We start from the raw sequence: 21,050 nt of genomic DNA, 5'->3' as shown, positions 1-21,050 counted from the left end.
GTTGCAATTCGGTATCGACGATGGATCGGAGCGGCGTGGACACGGACGGCGACGACACCACCAGCGGCAGCGACGACGGGGCCGGTCCGGCTCCCGCCGGTGGCACCCACGAGGCCCTGCTGCGCACGACGGCGGGGCCGGTCGCGCTCGTCGGCTCCGGTGAGTACCTGCCGGTCCTCGAGCCGCTGGAGCGGGCGCTGCTCGAGGGCCGCGCCCCGCGCTACGTCCAGCTCGCGACGGCCGCCGCCCCCGAGGGCGCCGACTCGCTCGCCCGCTGGCACGCGCTCGGCAAGGAGGCCGCGGAGCGGATCGGCGTCGAGCAGGTCGTCGTCGACGTCCGCGACCGGGACGACGCGCAGCGCCCCGACCTCGCCGCGCTCGTGGCGGGCGCCGGCCTGGTGTACCTGTCCGGCGGGAACCCGGCCTTCCTCGCCGAGACGCTGCGCGGGACGGCGGTGTGGGAGGCGATCCTCGCGGCCTGGCGGGCCGGGGCCGCGCTCGCCGGCTGCAGCGCCGGCGCGATGGCCCTCTCCGCGAGCCTGCCCGACGTCCGGCGGCCGTGGCGTCCGGCGCTCGACGGGCTCGGCGTCGTCCCGATGGTCGAGGTGCTCCCGCACTTCGACAAGTTCGCCTCGTGGATGCCGGACCTCGTGCTGCGCCGCGTCGCGGGCGCCCCGGCCGGCGTCCACGTCGTCGGCGTCGACGAGGACACCGCGCTCGTCGGCGGCCTCGGCGGCTGGGACGGCGACGCCGCCGCCCCCGGGACCACCTGGCGCGTGCACGGCCGGCAGTCGGCCTGGCTCCTCGACAGCGGCGGCCGGCGCGAGGTGCCGTCCGGCGGCGACGTCGTCCTCGACCTGCGGGCCTGACGTCAGGAGACGACCGGGTCCCCGGTGTCGGGGAGCACGACCTGGGGCGCGCCCCACGGTGCCGGCCGGCCGAGGTGGAACCCCTGCGCGTCGTCGCACCCGAGCTCGCGCAGGTAGCGGAACTGCTCGGCGGTCTCGACGCCCTCGGCGGTGACCCGCATGCCCAGACCGCGGGCGAGGGCGACGATGGCGGACACGACCGCGGCGGCGCCGTCGCGGTCCCGCGCGGGGGCGTCGCGGTCCCAGGGCGCGCCGCGGCCGGGCCCCGGCAGCAGCGGCTCGGTCTCGCCGCGCAGCGCCTCGACGAATGAGCGGTCGACCTTGAGCCGGTCGACGGGCAGCCGCTGGAGGTGGCCCAGGCTCGACCACCCCGTGCCGAAGTCGTCGAGAGCGATCCGGACCCCCTGCGCCCGCAGCGTGCCGAGCCGGACGACGGCGGCGTCGATGTCGGACATCACCGCGCCCTCGGTGATCTCCAGGCACAGCCGGTGCGGCGGCAGCCCGGTGAGGGCCAGCGCCTCCTCGACGACGTCGACGATCCGGGCGTCGGCGAGCTGGCGCGGCGAGACGTTGACGCTCACGGTGAGGTCGCCGGGCGCGGCGACGGCGTCGGTGCACGCCTGCACGAGCGCCCACATCCCGAGCCGGACGATGAGACCCGAGTCCTCGGCGACCTCGATGAACTCCCCCGGCGGGACGACGCCGAGCCGGTCGTCGCGCCACCGGGCGAGCGCCTCGAGCCCGACGAGCCGGCGGTCGGCGAACGACACGATGGGCTGGTAGTGCAGCGTGAGCCCGTCGGGGGTGGGCTCGCTCATCGCGTGCCGCAGCCGGTCGAGGATCCGGACCCGCCGGACCGCGCGCTCGCGCAGCTGCGGGCCGAAGACGGCGTACCGGTCCCGGCCGCGCTCCTTCGCCTGGTACATCGCGGCGTCGGCGTCGCGGAGCAGGTCGCCCGGCGTGCGGTGGGTGCCGTCGGCGACCGCGACGCCGACGCTCGCCGAGACCGTGAGCCGCAGGCCGGCCACGTCGTACGGCTCCCGGAGCACCTCGACGACGCGGACCGCGAGGTCGCTCGCGCTCGCCTCGTCGGCCTCGGGCAGGAGCAGCGCGAACTCGTCGCCCCCGAGCCGGGCGATCGTCGCGTCGTCCGCGACCCGGACGAGGCGCCGGGTCACCTCGATGAGCACCTCGTCGCCGGCGCCGTGGCCGAGGCCGTCGTTGACCGCCTTGAAGCCGTCGAGGTCGGCGAAGAGCAGCGCGGGGGCCGGGCTGCCCGGGCGGGGCGGCAGCAGCCCGTCGAGCAGGTCCCGCAGCGCGAACCGGTTGGCGAGCGCCGTGAGCGGGTCGTGCGTCGCCTCGAACGCGAGGACCTGCTCGCCGAGCTTGCGCTCGGTGATGTCCTGGTGGGACACGACGGCGCCCGGCCGGCCGCGCAGCGGGACGATCTGCACCTGGAACCAGCGCATCGAGTGCCGCTCGGCGAGCGCGAAGTCCGTCGTGAAGGCCGGACGGCGCTGCTCGAGGACGTCGGCGAGGCCGGCCGCGATCGCGGCGGCCGGTCCCGCGGCACCGGACGGGGTGGCGTACGCGCCGGCGCAGACGTCGAGGTAGTGCATCCCCACGGTCGGGTCCTGGCCGGGCGGTGTCGCCTCCTCGGGCGGGAAGTCGTGCGCCGGGTGCACCCGCCAGTAGCGGATCCAGGCGTCGTTGACGGCGGTGATCACGCCCTCGCCGTCGACGACCGCGGTCTGCGAGGGGAGCGAGGCGAGGACGGAGCGGACGAACGCCTCCCGGTCGCGGCGCTCGGCCTCGACGAGCCGGCGGCGGGTGACGTCCCGGTGCACCCAGACGAGGAACGTGCCGCCGCCGAGCGTCAGCGGGCTCACCGTCACCTCGACCCAGATCGAGGTGCCGTCGCGCTGGTAGAGCTTGAGCACCTCGGTCGTCGGGCCGCCGCCCGCCGCGATCGAGGCGGCGAGCCGCTCAGCGGTGGCGGCGTCCGTGCCGGGGCCGTGGAAGAGGCGCGGATCGCTGCCGAGCACGTCGGACTCGTCCCAGCCGCTGCGGGCCAGCAGGCCGGGGCTGACGTGGACGACGGGAGGCCAGGGCACCTGCGCGGTCGGCAGGGTCGTGACGAGCAGCGGGGAGCGGGCGTCGTCGAGCAGCGTCTCGTACATCGCCAACCGATCGGTGTCGGTCAACGTGCCGGCGCCCGCGACGAGCATGCTCCTCCCTCGCCCGAGGCCCCGCAGGGCCAGGTCGATGCGTGCGCCGGACCCCGCCCGCGGGCCCGGGCAGGACTGACGCACCGTTCTCATCGGTCGCGACCGAGGCGTCCTCGCATCGCCATCTGTCACGCAGTGATCGTCAAGTGACCGATCGTGGAGCCACCCATGGTGCCCGATCACCAGCCGTGACGCTGCCATTGCGCAGAGAAAGTCCGCGAGCCCGCCCGCACCAGTGCTGATGCCGTGCCGCGAAAGGCTCGCAGGTCGCCCGTGATCGGCGCCACAAACAGCGTCTCGACTGGGCACTATGTCCAGCGAAATGGCTGGCTGTTGACCAGATCGCCTCCTCTGCGCGCATCCTGGGCTCCATGACGACACTGAGGGACACCGAGGAGTCCACCCCGCCCTCGCCGTCGCCCGCCCCCGGCGGGACCGGGCCGGCCGGCATCTGGGGCGACGAGTCCGCGACGGTCGCCGCCGTCCTGCGCTGGGCGGCCGAGCGGCTCTCCAGCGGCGGCGACCCGAGGACGTCCGCCCGGGCGGCGGCCGACCTCGACGCGCTCACCGGCGTCACGGTCACGCCGTCCGGCATCGGGCCGCAGGCCGCGCTGGGCGTCTTCACCGACGTCGTCGTCCCCGCGACGCGCGCGCAGGACGACCCGATGAACCTCGCGTACGTGCCCTCCGCACCGACCCGCAGCGCGGCCGCGTTCGACCTCGCGACGAGCGCGTCGAACATCTTCGCCGGCCTCTGGGAGTGCGGCGCCGGCGCGATCCACGCCGAGAACCAGGTCATCGGCTGGGTCGCGTCGCTGCTCGGCTGGCCCGCGTCCGCCGGCGGCTGCTTCGTCGCGGGCGGGACGACGGGCAACCTCTCGGCGCTCGTCGCGGCCCGGCACGCCGCGGCCGACGCCCGCGAGGCCGCCGGGCTGCCGCGCCGCCCCGCGGGGGGCTGGGCCGTCGCGTGCACGACCGACGCCCACTCCTCCGTGCGCTCCGCCGCGCGCGTCATGGACGTCGACGTCGTCGTCGTGCCGGGCGACGCCCGCGGCCGGCTCACCGGAGCGCCGCTCGCGACGGCGCTCGCGGACGCCGGCGACCGGGTCTTCGCCGTCGTCGCGACGGCCGGGACGACGAACGGCGGGCTCGTCGACGACCTCGCCGGCATCGCCGCCGCCTGCCGGGCGCACACCGCGGCCGCCGGCCTCGCGCACGACGTCTGGCTGCACGTGGACGGCGCGTACGGCGGCGCCGCGCTCGCCGCGCCGAGCGTCGCGCACCTGTTCGCCGGCATCGAGCACGCCGACTCGTTCATCGTCGACCCGCACAAGTGGCTCTTCGCGCCGTACGACGCGTGCATCCTCGTGTACCGCCGTCCGGAGCTCGCGAAGGCCGCCCACCAGCAGACGGCGAGCTACCTCGACCACGTCGACCGCGCGCAGTGGAACCCGGCCGACCTCGCGATCCACCTCTCCCGGCGGCCGCGCGGCCTGCCGCTGTGGTTCAGCCTCGCGACGCACGGCACCGACCGCTACGTCGAGGCCGTCGAGCGGTGCCTCGCGACGGCCCGGGCGGTCGCCGACGGCATCCGCGAGCGGCCGTTCCTGCGCCTCGTCGTCGAACCGGACCTCTCCGTGCTCCTCTTCGAGCGCGTCGGCTGGAGCGAGGCGGACTACGCGCGCTGGTCGGCCGAGCAGGCCCGCGCCGGGCGGATCCTCTGCGTCCCGACGCGCTGGGGAGGGGACCCGGTGCTCCGCCTGGTGTTCGTCAACCCCGACACCGAGGCGGACGCCGTCCTGCGCGCCCTCGACACGGTCCGTTAACCCTCCGGGCACGGTGGGTGGACGAATAGGCGGTTACGTTCCTCCGGGGAGAGATGTACGGTTCACGGGCATCGTGGACATGGGGGTCGGAGGAAGCTCGTGGAGGCTGCGGCACGCACGACCGGCACGGTCGTGGCCGCGTTCCCGCTGGGGTTCGAGATCACGCTCATGGTCGAGGAGACCGGCGACCTGAGCGTGCCGACGACGTACCGGTGCGCACCCCGTCGGCGGCGGGTCGCCGCCGGCTGGCAGGACGCGCTCGAGGGGGACGGCGCCGCCGAGGCCTTCGTCGACCACCTGCGCCACCACGTGAGCCCGCCGGTCGACGGCTTCCGGCTGCTGCGCGTCGTCCCGCCGCCGGAGGCCAGCGGCGAGCGCGAGGTCTTCGAGGACGAGGACTCGCAGGCCGTCGCCGTCGGCGAGCGGGTCGTCGTCCGCTGGAACCTGCGCGTCGGCGACCGGCCGCACCCCGCGCCGCTGACCCTGACCCATCTCGCGGAGGTGGGCTTCCACGAGGTCCCCGCGACGCACGGGATGCTGCTGTGGACGGCGCCCAGCGGCCGCGAGGTGCCGTGCGCCCTGGCGACGGCGTACCTGCCGCGGGCCCGGGACGGCCGGCAGTGGGTGCTCGACCTCGTCGAGGAGCACCTCGGCCTCACCGGCGGGTCCCCGCGGCCGGACCCCTGGATCAAGGACGCGCCCGCCCGCCTCGGCCGGCTCGCCGCGCACATGCACCTCGCGCTCGCCCGGCCGAGCAAGGTCGTCCCCGAGCCGGTCCGGCGCGCCGGCGGCGAGACCGTCATCGGCTGGCACACCGCGATCATGCGCCGGCTCGAGACCGCCTACCAGAACGTGCTCGAGGGCCGGATCGAGTGGGCCGCACCGAACGCCGTGGAGATCCTCGAGGCCCGCAACGAGACGCTCACCGCGGCCGTCGACGCGCTCCTCGACGTCGCGGCGGACCCCGAGGGCGTCGTCGTCCAGCGGGTGCACGGCGACCTGCACATCGGGCAGGTGCTCCGCTGGAGCGGCGGCCTGTCGATCACCGACTTCGACGGCGTACCCGGCGGCGGCGTAGGCCTTCCCGACCCGGACGACCCCGGCGCGACGGCCCTGCTCCTGCCGGCCGCCTGGGACGTCGCGCGGCTGCTGCGCAGCGTCGACCGGGTCGGCCGCACCGCGGACGCCAAGGCCGGTTTCGCGGTGACCGACGAGGTCGACGCGTGGGTGACCGAGGCGCGCAAGGAGCTGCTGCGCTCCTACCGGGCCGAGCTCGACGCCGCGGACCGCCGCGAGCTGCTCGACGACCGGCTGCTCGAGGCCTTCGAGGTCGACCAGGCCTGCCGCGGCATCCTCGACGCGGTCGAGGGCGAGGAGCCGCTGCCCGGGCGGACCGCCGCCGTGCTCGCGGCGCTGCGCAACCGGTACCCGGCGCAGGACGGCTGACCCGCCCCGCCGGTGACAGCACTGCTGTCATTGCCCTCATTGACAGCACGTGACCTCGGCCGTAGCTTGATCATGCGTCTGTGAACTCCGCAGTGAGGTGACCCATGGCCACGGTCAGCATTCGCGATCTCGACGACGGCGTCCGGGACCGCCTGCGCGTGCGTGCGGCCCGGAACGGGCGGTCCATGGAGGCGGAGATGCGAGAGATCCTCACGGCGGCGGTCACGGAGACGGACGGCGAACCGGAGTACGACAACCCGTTCACGATGCTCATCGACGTGTTCCACGATCTCGGCGGCGTCCACCTGGAGATCCCGCCGCGGACGGACATGCCCCGTCCGGTCGACTTCGGCCGATGATCGTCCTCGACACGAACGTCGTCTCGGAGCTCATGACCGGCGCTCCGACGGCGGTCGTCGAGTCCTGGCTCCGGCGCCAACCGGTGGCCCGGCTGAGGACGACCTGCATCACCCTGGCCGAGGTCGGCATCGGGATCGCGAGGTTGCCGGACGGCCGGCGCAAGGACGGCATGGCTGCCGCCGCAGGCCGGGTCTGGGCGCTGTTCGGCGACCGCGCCCTGCCCTTCGACAACGCCGCCGCCGAGGCACTGCCGGACATCTTCGTCGGTCGCCTGCGCACCGGCCGCCCCCTCGGGCTGGCCGACGCGCAGATCGCCGCGATCTGCCGGGCCCGCCGAGCGACGCTGGCCACGCGGAACACCAAGGACTTCGAAGGCCTCGGCCTGGAGGTCGTCAACCCCTGGACAGCGGCCTGAGTCGCTCCGCCCCCGTCAGGCCGTGGCGAGCGCCCCGGCCGACCGGCGGGTGAACCGGAGCACGAGCAGCGAGCCGAGCAGGCACGCCGTCATGAGCCCGGCGAGCGGCAGCACGGTCGCGCTGCCGGCGAGACCGACGAGCGGGGCGAGCGCACCGCCGACGGCGAACTGGAGCACGCCGAGGAGTGCGGACGCCGCACCCGCCCGCTCCGGGTGGGCGTTCATCGCACGGCTCGAGGCGACCGGCATCGCCGCCCCGACGGAGAAGACGATGACGAACAGCGGCACGACGACGCCGACGACGCCGAGGGCGCCGGTGAGACCCGCGACGAGCACGAGCACCGCACCGAACAGCCCGAGACCGACGGCCCGGGGCAGCATGACGGCGGCCGGCCACCGGTTCGCGAGCAGCCCGCTCACCTGGTTGCCGAGCACCAGGCCGACGGAGTTCACGCCGAACAGCAGCCCGAACTGGCCGGGGGTGAGGTCGAAGACCTCGCGGAGCACGAACGACGAGCTCGACACGTAGATGAACAGCGCCGAGAAGGTCAGCGAGACGACGGCGGCCGCGCCGACGAAGCCGCGGTCGAGCAGCAGCAGCTTGTAGCTGCCGAGCGCCCGCCGGACGCCGCTGCGCCGCCGGTCGGCCGGCAGGCTCTCGCGCAGGCCGACGAAGACGACGACGGTGAGCAGCGCGCCGAGCACGCCGAGGACGACGAACAGGCCGCGCCACGACGTCCGCTCGAGGAGCAGCCCGCCGAGGGTCGGCGCGAGGATCGGGACGACGCCGACGACGAGCATGAGCTTGGAGAACGAGCGCACGAGCTCGGGGCCGGAGACGAGGTCGCGGACGACGGCCCGGGCGACGACGACCCCGGCGGCGCCGGCGAGGCCCTGGGTGAAGCGCAGGGCGGTGAAGGTCGCGATCGACGGTGCGAGCGCGCACGCGAACGAGGCGAGCGCCCAGGCCCCGAGGCCGACGGCGATCGGCACCCGGCGGCCGACGGCGTCCGAGACCGGGCCGGCGACGAGCTGGCCGAGGGCGAGCCCCACGACGCAGGCGGTGAGGGTGAGCTGCACGGCGGCCTCGCTCGCGCCGAGCTCGCGGGCGAGCTCGGGGAAGGCCGGCAGGTACAGGTCGATGGAGAGCGGGCCGAGGGCGGTGGCCGCGCCGAGCACGAAGGTCTGGCGGGCGGTGAGACGTCGGGCGGCCTTGGGATGGTGCATGTGCACGAGAGGTGGAGCCTTCCGTCGAACGGCGGGACCGTGGCCGGACGGTCCCTCGATGGCCTCTGCCGGTCACCGGGACCGGCTCGAGGAGGTCTTCGCGACGGTGGGACGACGGTGGCCCGACCGACGAGGGCGGTAACCGGGTGCTCCCCGGATTGCTTCCCCGATCAGGCGGCGTTGTTCGTCGTCCTCGCAGACGTGTTGTGCCGCAACGGGTCTCGATGCGTGATCCCGGTCACGCCCAGGCGCGGTGGCTGCGCGCGGTCCAGTAGTCCTCGGGCTTGTCGGCGTACGAGAGCGCCTCGTCGAGGGTGCCGGCGTCGAGCCTCAGACCGGACGCCGCGACGTTGCTCAGCACCTGCTCGGGGTTCGCGGCGCCGGAGAGCACCCGCCACGCCCAGGGCTGCGCGAGCGCGGCCGCCGTCGCGAGCCGGTCCAGCGGCACCCCGACCCGGTCGGCGAGGGTCTGCAGCTCACGGTGCGGGTGCGGGTCGGACGCCGTGAGCCGGCCGTTCGCCACGGCCTCCTTGACGATGACCCGGCAGCCGGCGTCCGCCGCCTCGGCGAGCGCGTCACCGGCCGAGGGCTCGAGGAGGTTCCACGTGGACTGGACCGAGGTGAAGAGCAGCTCACCGTCGACGACGATCTCGAGCGCCCGCCGGATCGTGTCGCACTGCCGCGGGCCGGACGTCGAGATCCCGACCCGGACGCCGTCCGCCCGCAGCCCGGCGAGGGCGCGGTGCACGAGCCGGTCGTGCATGACGCCGGTGTCGAGCGTCGCCGAGTGCACGTGGTAGACCGAGAGACGTTGCCCGAGAAGACCTTTGGACTGGGTGACCTGCTCGGTGAATGCCGCGAGGCTGTGGTCCTTGACCTCGTGGACGGCGGCGTCCATCCGCCAGTCGCCGACGTACCGGTAGCCCCACTTCGAGCCGATCTCGACGTCCTCGGCCTCCGGCGGGCGCCGGGTGCCGCGGTCGCTGAGCCACGCCGCGAGGAACTCCTCGGCGCCGCCGTACGAGCGCGCGACGTCGACGTACCGGATGCCCGCCTCGTAGGCGGCGTCGAGGACCAGCCAGGTGCGGTGCCGCAGCGCGTGGACGTCCCGCTCGCCGTTGAAGTCCCGGGCCCGCCCCGCGTTGATGTACGCCGGGCGTCCGACCGCCGCGAGGCCGATCCCCACCCGGGCCGCACCGTCCGTCGCTCCGTCGCGCATGGGACGAGCGTTTCACGATCCGGGCACCCGGCGCAGCGCGGGCGGCGTGGCGTAGGTCGCGGGACCTTCCGCCGGGAGGGACCGGCGCGGCGGCCGCCTAGAGTCGGGCCATTGCCGGCGAGGGGGACGCGCCCGTGGCGACGACCGTGACCGGGCCCGCCCCGCGGGCCACCCGGGCACTGACCTGGGGACTGTTTGCAGCCTGGCTAGTGCACGACCTCGAGGAGGTCGCGACGATGCGGGCGGACAGCCGGCGCGTCCTGGCCCGGGTCCCGGCGGCGGTCCCGCTGCCCGACGGATGGCGTAAGGGCGGACTGCCGCAGCGTCACGTCGGCGTCGCCGTCGCGCTCATGGGCACCGTCGTCGCCGCCGCGTCGGTGCACGGGCACCGGACCGGGGGTCGCTCCGTGTCGTACCAGAGCGCGTTGCTCGCCTTCGGCGTCCACGGCTTCGGGCACGTGGCGCTGAGCCTGGCCGCCCGTCGGTACACGACCGGCCTGGTCACGTCGCCGACCGTGGTGATCCCGTTCTGGCTCTGGGCCAGGCACCGGCTCCGTGCGGAGGGGGTGCCGGCCACGGCGTCCCCGCGGGCGGTGGCGGCGACCGTCCCGCTGCTGTGGACCACGCACGCCCTGGCGTACAGGCTCACACGCCGGGCCCGTGGCCGGCGCGGCGACCTGTCGGTGCCGTCCGGCAGGGTGTGACCCGTCCGCGGTGGGGGCCGGTCCGGGCGCACCGGGCCGCCGTCGCCAAGGAAGGCTGGAACCACCATGACCACGACGACGAACCAGACGAGCCGGATGAGCCAGACGAGCCGCACCCCTGTCGAGGAGCGCGTCGCCCTGCTCCTCGCCAAGGCCGAGTCGACGACCCCGGAGGAGGCCGAGGCGCTCACCGAGCACGCCGAGCGGCTCATGCTCCGGCACGGCATCGAGCAGGCGACGGTCGCCGCCGCGCGCCGCGGGCAGCAGGTGCGCCCCGAGGAGATCGTCGAGCAGCGGATCCCGTTCACCGGCGTCTACGGCCGGGCGCTCGTGACCCTCGGCAGCGCCGTCGCCGGTGAGTACGGCACGGTCCGCACGTACTACCTGCAGGTCCGCGGGGCGACGAGCACGACCCTCGTCCTCGTCGGGCACGAGTCCGACGTCCGCGCCGTCGAGACGCTCGTGACGTCGCTCGTGCTGCAGGGCCGGGTCGCGCTCGACCGCTGGTGGCGCACCGTCCGGGAGCAGCCGGGCGCCCGGCTGCTGTCGGGCAGCGAGCGGACGGCGCTGCGCCGCGACTACCTCATCGGGTTCGGCCAGGGAGCGGCGGACCGGTTGCGCTCGACCCGTGAGGTCGTCCACGCGGAGGCCGAGCAGGCCGAGCCCGGCTCGACGCTCGCGCTCGTCGACCGCGGGCGGGCGGTCGACGCCTACCTGGCCGATCTCGGGCTGCGCCGCGGCCGCCGGATCCGGGTCGGTGGCGGCTACGACGTCGGGCGCCGGGACGGGCGCCGGGCGGACGTCGGGACGACACCGGTCGCCGGGTCGAGACGGGCCCTCGGGTACTGACCAACTGCCGCACGCGCGGGTCCCGGCGCCCGCCGCGACCTACCCTGCCGGGGTGACGACGACCGGGGACCTCGGGCCGGCACTGGTCGCAGCGGCCGAGGCGCTCGACCGTGCCGCACGCGACAGGGAGCCCGGCGGCGGATCACCTGGCCGGATCACGCTGACACCGGTCGGGGAGCCGCTCGGTGGGTCACGGCGCTCCACCGTCGTACGCGCCGCCGTGGCAGCGGGGAGCGCCCGTGAGCGGGACACCGGGTTGCCCGAGCAGGTCGTCGTCAAGGTCTTCGACCCTGCGACGGGCGGCGAGGGGTGGGTGCGGGAGGCTGCGGCGCTGGACGTGCTCGGTCGTGGCGCCGGGCCGGGCGGTCCCGCGTCGCGTGGTGGGGCGCCGGTCGGTCCGGCACCGCTGCTGCTGGCGGCCGTGGCCGAGCCACCGCTCGTCGTCCTGTCCGACCTGGGTGCGGGGTCGTCGCTCGCGGACTCGCTCCTCGGCAACCGGGGTGACGAGGCGGCGCGTCACCTCGTGCGGTGGGCGACCGCGCTCGGCGACCTGCACCGGCGGTCTGCGGATCTGCGGAGCGGGTTCGAGGCCGCGCTGAGCCGGTTCGGGGGTGCCGCTGCGCCCGCGGTCGACTCCTCGGTCGAGATGCTCGACCGGGCCGCGGCGCTGCTCGCCGAGCAGCTGCCGGCGCTCGGGATCGTGCCGCCGGCCGGCGCCGTCGACGCGCTGCGCGCCCCGCCGACGGTGACGGACGCCTGCGCGCTGACACCCGCGGACGCCTGCCCCGACAACAACCTCGAGGCCGGTGGCGCGACCACCCTCCTCGACTTCGAGGGCGCGACGTTCCGGCACGTCGCGTGGGACGCCGCCTACCTCACCGTCCCGTGGCCGTCGTGCTGGTGCAGCTGGCGGCTCGAGGAGCAGGCCGGTGTGCGGGCGCTCCGGGCGTGGCGGGAGGCCGTCCTGCCGGCGTTCCCCGTCGTCGGCACCCCGGCGTTCGAGGCCGACCTGTGGGCGGTGCGGGCCAGGTGGGCGTTCGTCTCGACGGCCTGGTTCCTCGAGCGCGCGCTGGCCGGCGACGAGGCTCCGGCTGCGGGTGCCCCGGTCCGGATGCCGGGCCGTCGCGCGCTGCTCCTGCACCGCCTCGGCTCGGTCGCCGACCTCGACGACCGAGAGGCCGGCACCGCACCGGCACTCCTCGCCCTCGCCCGGCAGCTCGTCGAGCGGCTCACCGCGCTGTGGGGACCGGTGCCGCTCGAGCTGGCCCCTGCCTTCCGGCGCACGGTGCACCACGGGCCCGCTTGACGGACTACTCCGTAAAGCGGGATAGTCGCCGCATGGTCACCCCGCAGATGCTCAAGGGCGTGCTGCCGATCGTCGTCCTCTGGTCGCTCGCCGACGACGACGCCTACGGCTACGCGATCCTCAGGAAGCTGCGGGACGCGGGGTTCGCCGGGGTCGGGGACGCCTCGGTCTACGGGACGCTCCAGCGTCACCACGACGCGGGCTTCGTGACCTCGTACCTCGGTGACGGCGGCCAGGGTCCCGCCCGCCGCTACTACACGCTGACGCCGTCGGGGCGTCTGGCGCTCGAGAACGCACGTCACGACTGGCACGCGCTCGTCCGCGCTGTGAGCGCCGTCGTGCCCGCCGCGGAGGGGCAGATCGCATGAGCAGCACCCAGACCCAGCAGGCCCGCCAGTTCCTCGCGGCGGTCGAGGCGGCGTGCGCCGACCTCGACCCTGCCGAGCGGTCCCGGCTCGTCGGCGGGCTCGAGGAGCACCTGTCCGAGCTGTCGGCGGACGGCGTCGACCTCACGGCCGAGCTCGGCGACCCGGCCGCGTACGCGCGGGAGCTGCGGTCGGCGGCAGGGCTGGCCACCGGTCCGACGGTTGCGGTGCACACCGTGGTCGCCGCTGCGGCCGGGGCGGCGACCGGTCCGGGAGCGCCCACGGGCCCACCGACCCGCGCTCTGCCGCTCGGCCCGCCCACCACGGCGATGCCGCTGCCCGTGACCCAGCCCGCGCCGGGCGCCCGGAAGGTGCTGCTCGTCATCGGCGCCGTGCTGGCGTTCATCGCCGTGCTCGTCACGGCCGCGCTCGTGCTCGGCGGGGTGTTCTTCATGCGCAGCAGCGACTCGGGCGTGGTGCAGGTGACCCCGGCCGCACCCGCCCCGATGTCCGTCGTCGTGCCGGACCTCACCGGGCAGCCCGAGGCGCAGGCCCGTCAGGTGCTCGCCGAGGTCGGGCTGAGCGTCGTCGTCGAGACGGCCTCGGCGGCGGGACCAGTGGGAGAAGTCCTGTCGCAGGACCCATCCGCCGGGACGTCGGTCGAGGGCGGCTCCGTCATCCGGATCACGGTCTCCTCCGCCCCCTGACCCCGGTTGCTCCCCAAGACGCTCACCACCGTCGAGGAGCGGGTCGCGGTCTGCGCCGCGCGGGCCCGGTGCCGCGCTCAGTCGACGGCCCACTCCCGGTTGTTCCAGTCGATGTGCAGGTCGTACCAGACGGCAGTGCACGTGGTGGAGTGCCAGGTCCAGCCCAGGCGGGGCTTGGAGGACGCGGTCGGCTGGACGACGCCGTCCGTCCAGAGCTGGTCCATCCAACGGTCGACACCGGGGCTGTTGCCTCCGCTGACCAGGATGCGTTGCGTCTGTCCGGCGGCCAGGGTCTGCGGGCCCAGCTCGACGACAGCGGGCTGGTCCGTGCCCGACTGCGTCGCGAGCAGGTACGGCACCGAGTAGTACCCGAGGACCAGCTTGCTCTTCCTGGCCGTGCTCGTCGTGTTCGTGACCGTGCCGTCGGCGTAGAGCCAACCGTCCATCTCGACGTGCACGAACAGGGTCCAGGTGACCCCGCTGTCGGTGCACGTGACGTGGGCCTCGAGCCCGTCGTCCTCGGAGGGGCTGTAGGCGGCGGCCGGCGAGACGTGGACGGCCAGCAGCGCGACGACGGCGACGACGGCCGCGGCCAGCCGGGTGCGCAGCCGGCGGCTGCGGGGACGGTTCTGGTGCACGGGACTCCTCGGTGAGGCCGGACCGCCCTGCGGCCCGCGAACGGGACGAGAGGACGTTAGGTCGGCCCGGTCACCGCACGGTCACCGCCGGGTCACCTTCGTCAGGAGCGGCGCGCGGCCGGGAAGTCCGGCGACCGCTTCTCCAGGAACGCCGCGACCCCCTCGGCGTACTCGGGGCTCGTCCAGGAGGCGTGGTAGATCTCCCGCACCGCGTCGTCCTCGGCCAGGTGCCCGGCGACGACCCGGTCGACGATCGCCTTGCCGCCGCGCAGCGAGACCTGTGCCCGGGACGCGAGCACGGCCGCCAGCGCGCCGGCCCGGGTGAGCACCTCACCGGCCGGCACCACCACGTGGACGAGCCCGATCCGCAGCGCCGTCGGCGCGTCGAGCAGCTCGGCGGTGAGCAGGATCCAGCGTGCCCACGCCGGCCCGACGACCTCGACGAGCCGGGCGGTCGAGGGCAGCGCGTAGACGATGCCGAGCTTGGCCGGCGTGACCCCGAACCGGGAGTCCTCGGCGCACACCCGCAGGTCGCACGCGACGGCGACCTGGGTGCCGCCGCCGATCGCGAAGCCCTCGACCGCGGCGATCGTCGGCTTCGGGAAGTCGACGATCGCCTGCTCCCCCGCCTCGACCGCCTCGCCGTACGCCCGCGCCCCCTCGGGCTCGCCCCGCATCGTCCGGAACTCGCCGATGTCCGCGCCCGCGCTGAACGGGCCGCCCGCCGTCCCGCGCAGGACGACGACGCTCACCGCCTCGTCCGCGGCGAGCACCGGCATGAGCCGCGCCAGCGCGAGCCACATCGCGTACGAGATCGCGTTGTGCTTGTCGGGCCGGGTCAGCTCGAGGGTCGCGACCCCGCCGGAGACCGTGACGGCGAGCTGCCCGGCGGCGTCGCCGATCGCGTCGCCGATCGCGTCGGTGAGGGCGTCGGTGCTGCGTGCGTCCATGACGGCGATCCAACCAGCCGCGGCGGCGGGTGCGGCGAGGCGCGCGTCACGCCGTCCGGCCGTCGTCCTCCGGCACCGCACCCGCTGTGCAACCCCCGCGCAACGGGTGACAGGCCCCGCGTTCCGTGTTCTGCTGCCCCCATCCACCCGGCGCGACTCAAGGGAGAGACGTGATCCGCAACGACTTCTACACGCCCGAGGTCCAGGGCGCGTACCAGCTGCACGGCCTCGGCGACTTCACGCTCGAGGAGGGCGGCACGATCCCCGACCTCCAGGTCGCCTACGCCACCTACGGCACGTTGAACGAGGACAAGAGCAACGCCATCCTCATCCCTACCTGGTTCAGCGGCACCCACCAGACGTGGGAGCTCGCCTACATCGGCGAGGGCCGCGCGCTCGACCCGACGAAGTACTTCATCGTCGTCGTCAACCAGATCGGCAACGGGCTCTCGACGTCCCCGCACAACACCGACGGCCCGGTCGCGATGTCGAAGTTCCCGAAGGTGAGGATCGGGGACGACGTCCGCGCCCAGGAGCAGCTGCTCCGGGAGGTCTTCGGCATCGAGCGGCTCGCGCTCGTCGTCGGCGGCTCGATGGGTGCCCAGCAGACCTACGAGTGGGCGGTGCGCTTCCCCGACAAGGTGCTGCGGGCCGCCCCGATCGCCGGCACCGCGCAGAACACCCCGCACGACTGGCTCTTCACCCAGACCCTGCTCGACGCGATCACCTCCGACCCCGGCTTCAACGGCGGCGAGTACTCCTCGCACACCGAGGTCACCGACGGCCTCGCCCGGCACGCCGACATCTGGTGCGTCCTCGGCCTGTCGACGGAGTTCTGGAAGACCGAGTTCTGGCGCGGGATCACGCTGCCGCCGGACGTCTCGTTCTCGACGATGATCGAGTTCCGGGACAACTTCGTGCGGGGCGTCTTCCAGGCCATGGACCCCAACGCGCTGCTCGTCATGGGCTGGAAGTGGCAGCACGGGGACGTCGCCCGCAACACCGGCGGGGACCTCTCCGCCGCGCTCGGCCGGATCACCGCGAAGACGTTCGTGCTGCCGATCGACGAGGACATGTTCTTCCCGGTGCGGGACTGCCGGGCCGAGCAGGAGCAGATCAAGGGCAGCGAGCTGCGGGTGCTCCCGAGCATCGCCGGCCACTTCGGCCTCTTCGGCTTCGAGCAGACCTACCTCGCCGCGGTGGACGCCGCGCTCACGGACCTGCTGAACACGCAGGTCTGACGCCTCACCCGGACCCGCTCATGCTCGCGCCCCGTACCGTTCCGGGCCCTCGACGGCGCCGAGAACGGTTCACACCGTGAGCATGAGCGGGTCTGCAGGTGTCAGGGCTTCGCGGCCACCGCAGCGGTCGCGAAGGCGAGCGCGCGGTCGACGATGAGGTCGCGGTCGTGGTCGATCGTCGCCACGTGGTAGCTGCGCTCGAGCTCGACCACCTCGACGGGGCCGCCGAGCAGGCTGGTGAGAGCGGCGTGCGAGCCGGGCGGGACGACGTGGTCCTGCAGGCTGTGGACGACGAGCGCGGGCGCGGTGATCGACGGCAGCGCCGCCTTGAGCGGCACCATGCCCTCGCCGAACGAGATGAGCGACGCGATGGGCATCGACGAGTAGGCGAGCTCGACGACGTCCGGGTCCGCGACGTCGTTGCCGACGCCCTGGGCGAACCGCTCGCCGCTCGCGAGCACCGGGCGCAGCTGGTCGAGCAGCGGCGCGAAGTCGTCGGGCTCGACGGCGGCGTTGACGAGCACGAGACCGGCGACGTCCGGGTGCTGCGCACCGAGCCACGCGGCGAGCGCGCCGCCCATCGACAGCCCGACGACGACCACGGCGTCGGTACGCGCGGCGAGGTCGGTGTAGGCGGCGTCCGCGGCGGCCGTCCAGTCGGCCCAGCCGTAGCTCGCCATGTCCTCGACGGTCGTGCCGTGACCGGGCAGGCGCGGCATCTCGACGGTCCAGCCGGCGGCCGCGAACGCCTCCGCGACCGGGCGCATCGACATCGGGCTGCCGGTGAACCCGTGGACGACGAGCGCGCCCCGGCGGTCGCCCGCGTGCGACATCGGCTCGGCCCCGGGGAGCACGGGCGGGTGGTCGGTGCGGTCCTCGATCTCGGTCATCGGCTCTCCCCGGTCGTCGGCGTCGACGTCTCCTGCCGACCCTACTGAGGCGCCGTGGTGTCGGCGAGGGGTCGTAGGGTCCCGGTCATGAGCCACTCGCGGGACGCCGGGCCGGCCGCCGCGGCACCTGGCCCCGAGGTGCTGCCGCCGCGCGGCGCGACCGTCGTCCGGACGACCGGCCGGATGCTGCCCGTGCGTTCGGACGGCCGGGTGCTCCTGCTGCGCGGCTGGGACCCGGACACCCCCGACGACCCGTTCTGGTTCACGGTCGGTGGCGGCGTCGACGCGGGCGAGACCCACCTCGACGCCGCGGTCCGCGAGCTGTTCGAGGAGACCGGCATCGTCGTCGACCCGGCCGACGTGACACCCGAGCTCACCCGCTACGGCGTCGAGTTCAGCTGGTCCGGCCGCTGGATCGTGCAGGATCTCGTGTACTTCGCGGTGCTCGTGCCGGACGACGCGACGACGACCTTCGCCGGGCTCGACGGGGCCGAGCGGCAGAGCATCGACTCGGCGGCGTGGCTGACGCCCGACGAGCTCGCCGCGACCGGGGAGGCCGGGGACGATCTCCGGATGGTCGAGGCCGTCCGGACGGCGGTCGCGCGGGTGCTCGGCGACGTCGCCCGGTAGTGCAGATGTGACCTGCGACACAACCGTCGGAGGCGGGCAACCCTGACGGCCCCGCCCGGACACTGTCCACCGTAGGACTGGCCCGGTGACGGCGGCCGCTCCGCCTGCCGGCGCGCATCACGGACCGGAGGCGGTGCGCGGGCGGGAACGGTGGGGGATGACCGGCAACCGTGGTGCGCCCGGCGACCGGGCGGAGCACTTCACGGGCTTCTTCGATGCGCATGCCGGCGGGCTGGGACGCCTCGCCTACCTGCTCGTCGGCGACCGGCACGCCGCCGAGGACCTGCTGGCGGACGTCTTCCTCGACGTCTGGCGCTCGTGGGAACGGGTCTCGGCCACGGACCACCCGCTCGCCTACGTCCGGCGCGTCATGATCAACAAAGCCGGGGCGGGGGTTCGCCGGACGATCCGGGAGCGCCTGGGTCTCGAACGCCTGCAGGCCGTCGCCCAGGAGGTCACGTTCGACCCCGACGGCGCGACGACCGTCGACGTGCAGTCGCTCCTCATGGAGCTGCCGGCCGGGCAGCGCGCGTGCGTGGTCCTGCGGTACGCGCTGGACCTCAGCGAGGCAGAGGTCGCCGACGCCCTCGGTGTGACGGTCGGCACGGTGAAGAGCCAGACGTCGAAGGGCGCCAGGAGCTTCCGGCAGCGGTTGGACGAGACCGCCGCCGACGGCGGTCTCGCTCTCCAGGGCTGGACCGCGACGCGATCTGCGCCCCGGTCCGCGCCGCCCGGCCCCCCGGCACCACGCACGACACGACCGTGAGGAGGAACGGCCATGGACATCTCGCGTGACGACGAGCGGCGGGTCCGTCAGGCACTGGCGACGCACGCTGCCGCCGACGAGCTCGACCTGACCCGGGTGCGGGCCCGCCTGACCGACTCCGTCATGGCGCCGGCGCGCACCGCGCGGGAGGCGGCCGGCGACCGGACCCCGCCCCGGGCCCGCAGACCCCTGTCCGGGCCTGCCCGGCGCCCCCGGCGGTTCGCTCTCGTGACGCTGGTCGGTGCCGTCGCCGCGGCGGTCGTCGCCGTGGCGTTCGCCGGTGGTCCGGGGCGCCCCGACGGGGTCGTCACGATCTCGCCCCTGCCACCCGCGCAGACGACGACGCAGTCGCCGGCGCCGTCCCCCACCGGCCCCCCGAGCGTCCCGGCGACGGTCACCTCGGCCCCGGCGCCGGACCCGTCGACGACGCGGACCGGGACGCGGGCGCCCCGCGCCACGGACCTGCTGGCCGGGCTCAGGTGGTCGGCCGGCGGGCCGGTCGCGGCGGCGGCCCCCGATGACACCCATCGGGTGCGCGGGATCAAGGACCCGACGGCCGTCTTCCACGACGGCAGGTGGCACGTGTTCGCCACGGCGACCACGCAGGACAGCTTCGGGCTGGTGTACCTGAGCTTCACGGACTGGTCGCAGGCAGCCTCGGCGAAGCCGTACTACCTGGATCGCTCCGCGATCGGCACCGGCTACCGGGCCGCACCGCAGGTCTTCTACTTCGCCCCGCAGAAGCTCTGGTACCTCGTCTACCAGACGGGCAACGCGTCGTACTCGACGAACCCGGACATCGCGGATCCGGCCGGGTGGAGCGCGCCGCGGGACTTCTACCCGTCCGTCCCGTCCGTGATCTCCCGGAACCTCGGTTTCTGGGTCGACATGTGGGTCATCTGCGACGCCACGACCTGCTCCCTGTTCTCGTCCGACAACAACGGGCGCGTCTACCGTTCGCAGACGCCGATCGGCCGGTTCCCGGGCGGGATGAGCGAACCGGTGGTCGCGCTGCGGTCCTCGCCGGGCCAGTTCCTCGACGCGGCGAACGTGTACCGGCTCGACGGGCCGGGGACGTACCTGCTCGTGGCGCAGCAGTTCGACACCGCGGGGCGCAGCCGGCTGACGTCGTGGACCGCGACGAGCCTGGCGGGGACGTGGCGCCCGGTGACCGGCAGCCCGTTCGCCGGGACGGCGAACGTGAACTTCGGCTCGACGCGGTGGACGGACTGGATCGGCCAGGGTGACGTGCTGCGGCGTGACCCGGACCAGACGCTGACGGTCGACGCCTGCGACCTGCGCTACGTGTACGCCGCCCAGGACCCGGCAGCCGGGGAGGCCGAGCCCGACGGCTGGCGGCTCGCCCTGCTGACGCAGGACCGGGGCGCCTGCTGACCCGGTCCGCACGACGTCCGCCGTCCGGAGCAACCTCCGGCGGCCGCCGGGAGCACTCAGGTGATGCACCGCACCTGTGAGCCCCACGCAACGTCAGGAGACGTCCGTTGCCCCAGACACCACGACCCCAGAGGGACCCGCGACCGCCGGTCACGGCCCGCCGCCGCAGGACCGGGCTGCGCGGTCCACGGCGACGCATCGCCGTGGCGACGCTCGTCGTCGCCGCCCTGGGCGGCGCCGGCCTCACCGCCTGGTCGACCGCCGCCTCGGCCGCCATCACCGTGGACACCGACAGCTACTACGTCGTCGTCAACGCCAACAGCGGCAAGGTGCTGGACGTGTGGAACCGGTCGACCGCCGACGGCGGCGAGATCCGCCAGTACACGCGCACGGACGCCGCCAACCAGCAGTTCCGGTTCGTGAGCTCGGGGGGCGGCTTCTACCGCCTGCAGAGCCGCCACTCGGGCAAGGTCCTCGACGTCATCGGCGCGTCCACCGCCGACGGCGCGGGCATCCAGCAGTACACGGACTACAACGTGAACAACCAGCAGTGGAGCCTCACGGGCCTGGACAACAACTCGGTCCGGTTCATCAGCCGCAACTCGAACAAGGCGCTCGAGGTCTACAACTGGTCGACCGCGGACGGCGGCACCGTCGTCCAGTACACCGACCGCGCGACCGCCAACCAGCAGTGGCGGCTGGTCCGGGTGGCTGCCGCGCCCACGCCCGGCAGCACCTCGACACCGCAGCCCACCGCCACCACTGCGCAGCCCACCGGCACGCCGCAGCCCACCGCCACCTCCACCGCGGGAGGTTCCGCGCCCGGCACCACGCTGGCCGCAGCAGCCGCGCGGTCGGGGCGCTACTTCGGGACGGCCATCGCGGCGGGCAGGCTCGGCGACTCGGTCTACACGACGGTCGCGAACCGTGAGTTCGCGATGGTCACGGCCGAGAACGAGATGAAGACGGACGCCACCGAGCCGAACCAGAACCAGTTCACCTACACCAACGGTGACCGG

Annotated in this window: 21 protein-coding genes; 15 read left to right on the top strand and 6 right to left on the bottom strand. The window is 74.6% G+C overall.

Going from position 1 to position 21,050, the window contains the following annotated elements:
* Window positions 1-35: 35 nt before the first annotated feature.
* Window positions 36-869, top strand: a complete 834-nt coding sequence (locus tag EDJALFJO_RS16040) for a Type 1 glutamine amidotransferase-like domain-containing protein (RefSeq protein WP_158220461.1) — start codon at window positions 36-38, stop codon at window positions 867-869.
* Window positions 870-871: 2 nt separating this feature from the next.
* Here EDJALFJO_RS16040 and EDJALFJO_RS16035 read toward each other — a convergent pair whose 3' ends face one another.
* A complete protein-coding gene (locus tag EDJALFJO_RS16035; RefSeq protein WP_158220460.1) occupies window positions 872-3,097 on the bottom strand; it encodes a bifunctional diguanylate cyclase/phosphodiesterase in 2,226 nt (741 codons plus the stop codon).
* Window positions 3,098-3,468: 371 nt separating this feature from the next.
* On the opposite strand from EDJALFJO_RS16035, the gene EDJALFJO_RS16030 reads away from it, so the two are divergent.
* The 4 genes from EDJALFJO_RS16030 to EDJALFJO_RS16015 all read left to right on the top strand — a co-directional run bounded on the left by EDJALFJO_RS16030 (window position 3,469) and on the right by EDJALFJO_RS16015 (window position 7,144).
* A complete protein-coding gene (locus EDJALFJO_RS16030) occupies window positions 3,469-4,923 on the top strand; it encodes a pyridoxal-dependent decarboxylase (protein WP_088287006.1) in 1,455 nt (484 codons plus the stop codon).
* 99 nt (window positions 4,924-5,022) lie between these two features.
* On the top strand, window positions 5,023-6,369 hold the full coding sequence (locus EDJALFJO_RS16025; protein ID WP_088287004.1) for a hypothetical protein: 1,347 nt from the start codon (window positions 5,023-5,025) through the stop codon (window positions 6,367-6,369).
* A gap of 104 nt (window positions 6,370-6,473) precedes the next feature.
* Window positions 6,474-6,728, top strand: a complete 255-nt coding sequence (locus EDJALFJO_RS16020; protein WP_088287002.1) for an Arc family DNA-binding protein — start codon at window positions 6,474-6,476, stop codon at window positions 6,726-6,728.
* Window positions 6,725-7,144 carry a type II toxin-antitoxin system VapC family toxin gene (locus EDJALFJO_RS16015; protein WP_088287000.1) on the top strand — a complete coding sequence of 140 codons (420 nt, stop codon included), beginning with the start codon at window positions 6,725-6,727 and terminating at the stop codon, window positions 7,142-7,144. The genes EDJALFJO_RS16020 and EDJALFJO_RS16015 overlap by 4 nt, the downstream gene beginning before the upstream one ends.
* Window positions 7,145-7,159: 15 nt before the next feature.
* Here the strand turns inward: EDJALFJO_RS16015 and EDJALFJO_RS16010 are convergent, their stop codons facing one another.
* Both EDJALFJO_RS16010 and EDJALFJO_RS16005 read right to left on the bottom strand, forming a co-directional pair.
* Complete coding sequence (locus EDJALFJO_RS16010; protein ID WP_088287034.1) at window positions 7,160-8,371, bottom strand: multidrug effflux MFS transporter; 1,212 nt, start codon at window positions 8,369-8,371, stop codon at window positions 7,160-7,162.
* Between the two features lie 238 nt (window positions 8,372-8,609).
* A complete protein-coding gene (locus tag EDJALFJO_RS16005; RefSeq protein WP_088286998.1) occupies window positions 8,610-9,590 on the bottom strand; it encodes an aldo/keto reductase in 981 nt (326 codons plus the stop codon).
* 134 nt (window positions 9,591-9,724) lie between these two features.
* Between EDJALFJO_RS16005 and EDJALFJO_RS16000 the strand changes: the two genes are divergently transcribed.
* The 5 genes from EDJALFJO_RS16000 to EDJALFJO_RS15980 all read left to right on the top strand — a co-directional run bounded on the left by EDJALFJO_RS16000 (window position 9,725) and on the right by EDJALFJO_RS15980 (window position 13,521).
* Window positions 9,725-10,294 carry an HXXEE domain-containing protein gene (locus EDJALFJO_RS16000; RefSeq protein WP_158220459.1) on the top strand — a complete coding sequence of 190 codons (570 nt, stop codon included), beginning with the start codon at window positions 9,725-9,727 and terminating at the stop codon, window positions 10,292-10,294.
* Window positions 10,295-10,360: 66 nt separating this feature from the next.
* The gene (locus EDJALFJO_RS15995) at window positions 10,361-11,143 is read left to right on the top strand and encodes a DUF2786 domain-containing protein (RefSeq protein ID WP_088286994.1); all 783 of its coding nucleotides are present in this window, start codon (window positions 10,361-10,363) and stop codon (window positions 11,141-11,143) included.
* A 52-nt stretch (window positions 11,144-11,195) separates the two neighbouring features.
* The gene (locus EDJALFJO_RS15990; RefSeq protein WP_088286992.1) at window positions 11,196-12,449 is read left to right on the top strand and encodes a hypothetical protein; all 1,254 of its coding nucleotides are present in this window, start codon (window positions 11,196-11,198) and stop codon (window positions 12,447-12,449) included.
* Between the two features lie 32 nt (window positions 12,450-12,481).
* Window positions 12,482-12,817, top strand: coding sequence for a PadR family transcriptional regulator (locus tag EDJALFJO_RS15985; RefSeq protein WP_088286990.1), 336 nt, complete (start codon window positions 12,482-12,484; stop codon window positions 12,815-12,817).
* Window positions 12,814-13,521, top strand: coding sequence for a PASTA domain-containing protein (locus tag EDJALFJO_RS15980; RefSeq protein ID WP_088286988.1), 708 nt, complete (start codon window positions 12,814-12,816; stop codon window positions 13,519-13,521). Before EDJALFJO_RS15985 ends, EDJALFJO_RS15980 begins: the two co-directional genes overlap by 4 nt.
* A gap of 77 nt (window positions 13,522-13,598) precedes the next feature.
* On the opposite strand, the gene EDJALFJO_RS15975 is transcribed toward EDJALFJO_RS15980, so the two are convergent.
* Both EDJALFJO_RS15975 and EDJALFJO_RS15970 read right to left on the bottom strand, forming a co-directional pair.
* A complete protein-coding gene (locus tag EDJALFJO_RS15975) occupies window positions 13,599-14,159 on the bottom strand; it encodes a hypothetical protein (RefSeq protein ID WP_088286986.1) in 561 nt (186 codons plus the stop codon).
* Between the two features lie 101 nt (window positions 14,160-14,260).
* Window positions 14,261-15,109 carry an enoyl-CoA hydratase/isomerase family protein gene (locus EDJALFJO_RS15970; protein ID WP_088286984.1) on the bottom strand — a complete coding sequence of 283 codons (849 nt, stop codon included), beginning with the start codon at window positions 15,107-15,109 and terminating at the stop codon, window positions 14,261-14,263.
* 170 nt (window positions 15,110-15,279) lie between these two features.
* Here EDJALFJO_RS15970 and EDJALFJO_RS15965 point away from each other — a divergent pair, with 170 nt between their 5' ends.
* A complete protein-coding gene (locus EDJALFJO_RS15965) occupies window positions 15,280-16,350 on the top strand; it encodes an alpha/beta fold hydrolase (RefSeq protein WP_088286982.1) in 1,071 nt (356 codons plus the stop codon).
* 101 nt (window positions 16,351-16,451) lie between these two features.
* Here EDJALFJO_RS15965 and EDJALFJO_RS15960 read toward each other — a convergent pair whose 3' ends face one another.
* Complete coding sequence (locus tag EDJALFJO_RS15960; RefSeq protein WP_088286980.1) at window positions 16,452-17,240, bottom strand: carboxylesterase; 789 nt, start codon at window positions 17,238-17,240, stop codon at window positions 16,452-16,454.
* An 87-nt stretch (window positions 17,241-17,327) separates the two neighbouring features.
* Between EDJALFJO_RS15960 and EDJALFJO_RS15955 the strand changes: the two genes are divergently transcribed.
* From EDJALFJO_RS15955 to EDJALFJO_RS15940, 4 genes are all read left to right on the top strand, one after another.
* Entirely contained in the window at window positions 17,328-17,870 is a 543-nt protein-coding gene (locus EDJALFJO_RS15955) for an NUDIX hydrolase (RefSeq protein ID WP_088286978.1), read from the top strand.
* Window positions 17,871-18,027: 157 nt separating this feature from the next.
* Entirely contained in the window at window positions 18,028-18,636 is a 609-nt protein-coding gene (locus tag EDJALFJO_RS15950) for a SigE family RNA polymerase sigma factor (RefSeq protein ID WP_088286976.1), read from the top strand.
* A 12-nt stretch (window positions 18,637-18,648) separates the two neighbouring features.
* On the top strand, window positions 18,649-20,031 hold the full coding sequence (locus EDJALFJO_RS15945) for a non-reducing end alpha-L-arabinofuranosidase family hydrolase (protein ID WP_088286974.1): 1,383 nt from the start codon (window positions 18,649-18,651) through the stop codon (window positions 20,029-20,031).
* Window positions 20,032-20,234: 203 nt separating this feature from the next.
* On the top strand, window positions 20,235-21,050 hold an 816-nt coding region (locus EDJALFJO_RS15940; RefSeq protein ID WP_198950355.1), incomplete at its 3' end, for an RICIN domain-containing protein.

The sequence above is a fragment of the Kineosporia sp. A_224 genome (assembly GCF_002198655.1).
Lineage (GTDB): Bacteria > Actinomycetota > Actinomycetes > Actinomycetales > Kineosporiaceae > R-H-3.
This window is presented reverse-complemented; position numbering and strand designations above follow the sequence as displayed.

Bases quoted from the DNA above. Each gene is read 5' to 3' on its own strand.
- EDJALFJO_RS16035 (WP_158220460.1), bottom strand. From the start codon at position 3,097: ATGCTCGTCGCGGGCGCCGGCACGTTGACCGACACCGATCGGTTGGCG.
- EDJALFJO_RS16030 (WP_088287006.1), top strand. From the start codon at position 3,469: ATGACGACACTGAGGGACACCGAGGAGTCCACCCCGCCCTCGCCGTCG.
- EDJALFJO_RS16020 (WP_088287002.1), top strand. From the start codon at position 6,474: ATGGCCACGGTCAGCATTCGCGATCTCGACGACGGCGTCCGGGACCGC.
- EDJALFJO_RS16015 (WP_088287000.1), top strand. From the start codon at position 6,725: ATGATCGTCCTCGACACGAACGTCGTCTCGGAGCTCATGACCGGCGCT.
- EDJALFJO_RS16010 (WP_088287034.1), bottom strand. From the start codon at position 8,371: ATGCACCATCCCAAGGCCGCCCGACGTCTCACCGCCCGCCAGACCTTC.
- EDJALFJO_RS16005 (WP_088286998.1), bottom strand. From the start codon at position 9,590: ATGCGCGACGGAGCGACGGACGGTGCGGCCCGGGTGGGGATCGGCCTC.
- EDJALFJO_RS15995 (WP_088286994.1), top strand. From the start codon at position 10,361: ATGACCACGACGACGAACCAGACGAGCCGGATGAGCCAGACGAGCCGC.
- EDJALFJO_RS15985 (WP_088286990.1), top strand. From the start codon at position 12,482: ATGGTCACCCCGCAGATGCTCAAGGGCGTGCTGCCGATCGTCGTCCTC.
- EDJALFJO_RS15980 (WP_088286988.1), top strand. From the start codon at position 12,814: ATGAGCAGCACCCAGACCCAGCAGGCCCGCCAGTTCCTCGCGGCGGTC.
- EDJALFJO_RS15970 (WP_088286984.1), bottom strand. From the start codon at position 15,109: ATGGACGCACGCAGCACCGACGCCCTCACCGACGCGATCGGCGACGCG.
- EDJALFJO_RS15960 (WP_088286980.1), bottom strand. From the start codon at position 17,240: ATGACCGAGATCGAGGACCGCACCGACCACCCGCCCGTGCTCCCCGGG.
- EDJALFJO_RS15955 (WP_088286978.1), top strand. From the start codon at position 17,328: ATGAGCCACTCGCGGGACGCCGGGCCGGCCGCCGCGGCACCTGGCCCC.
- EDJALFJO_RS15950 (WP_088286976.1), top strand. From the start codon at position 18,028: ATGACCGGCAACCGTGGTGCGCCCGGCGACCGGGCGGAGCACTTCACG.
- EDJALFJO_RS15945 (WP_088286974.1), top strand. From the start codon at position 18,649: ATGGACATCTCGCGTGACGACGAGCGGCGGGTCCGTCAGGCACTGGCG.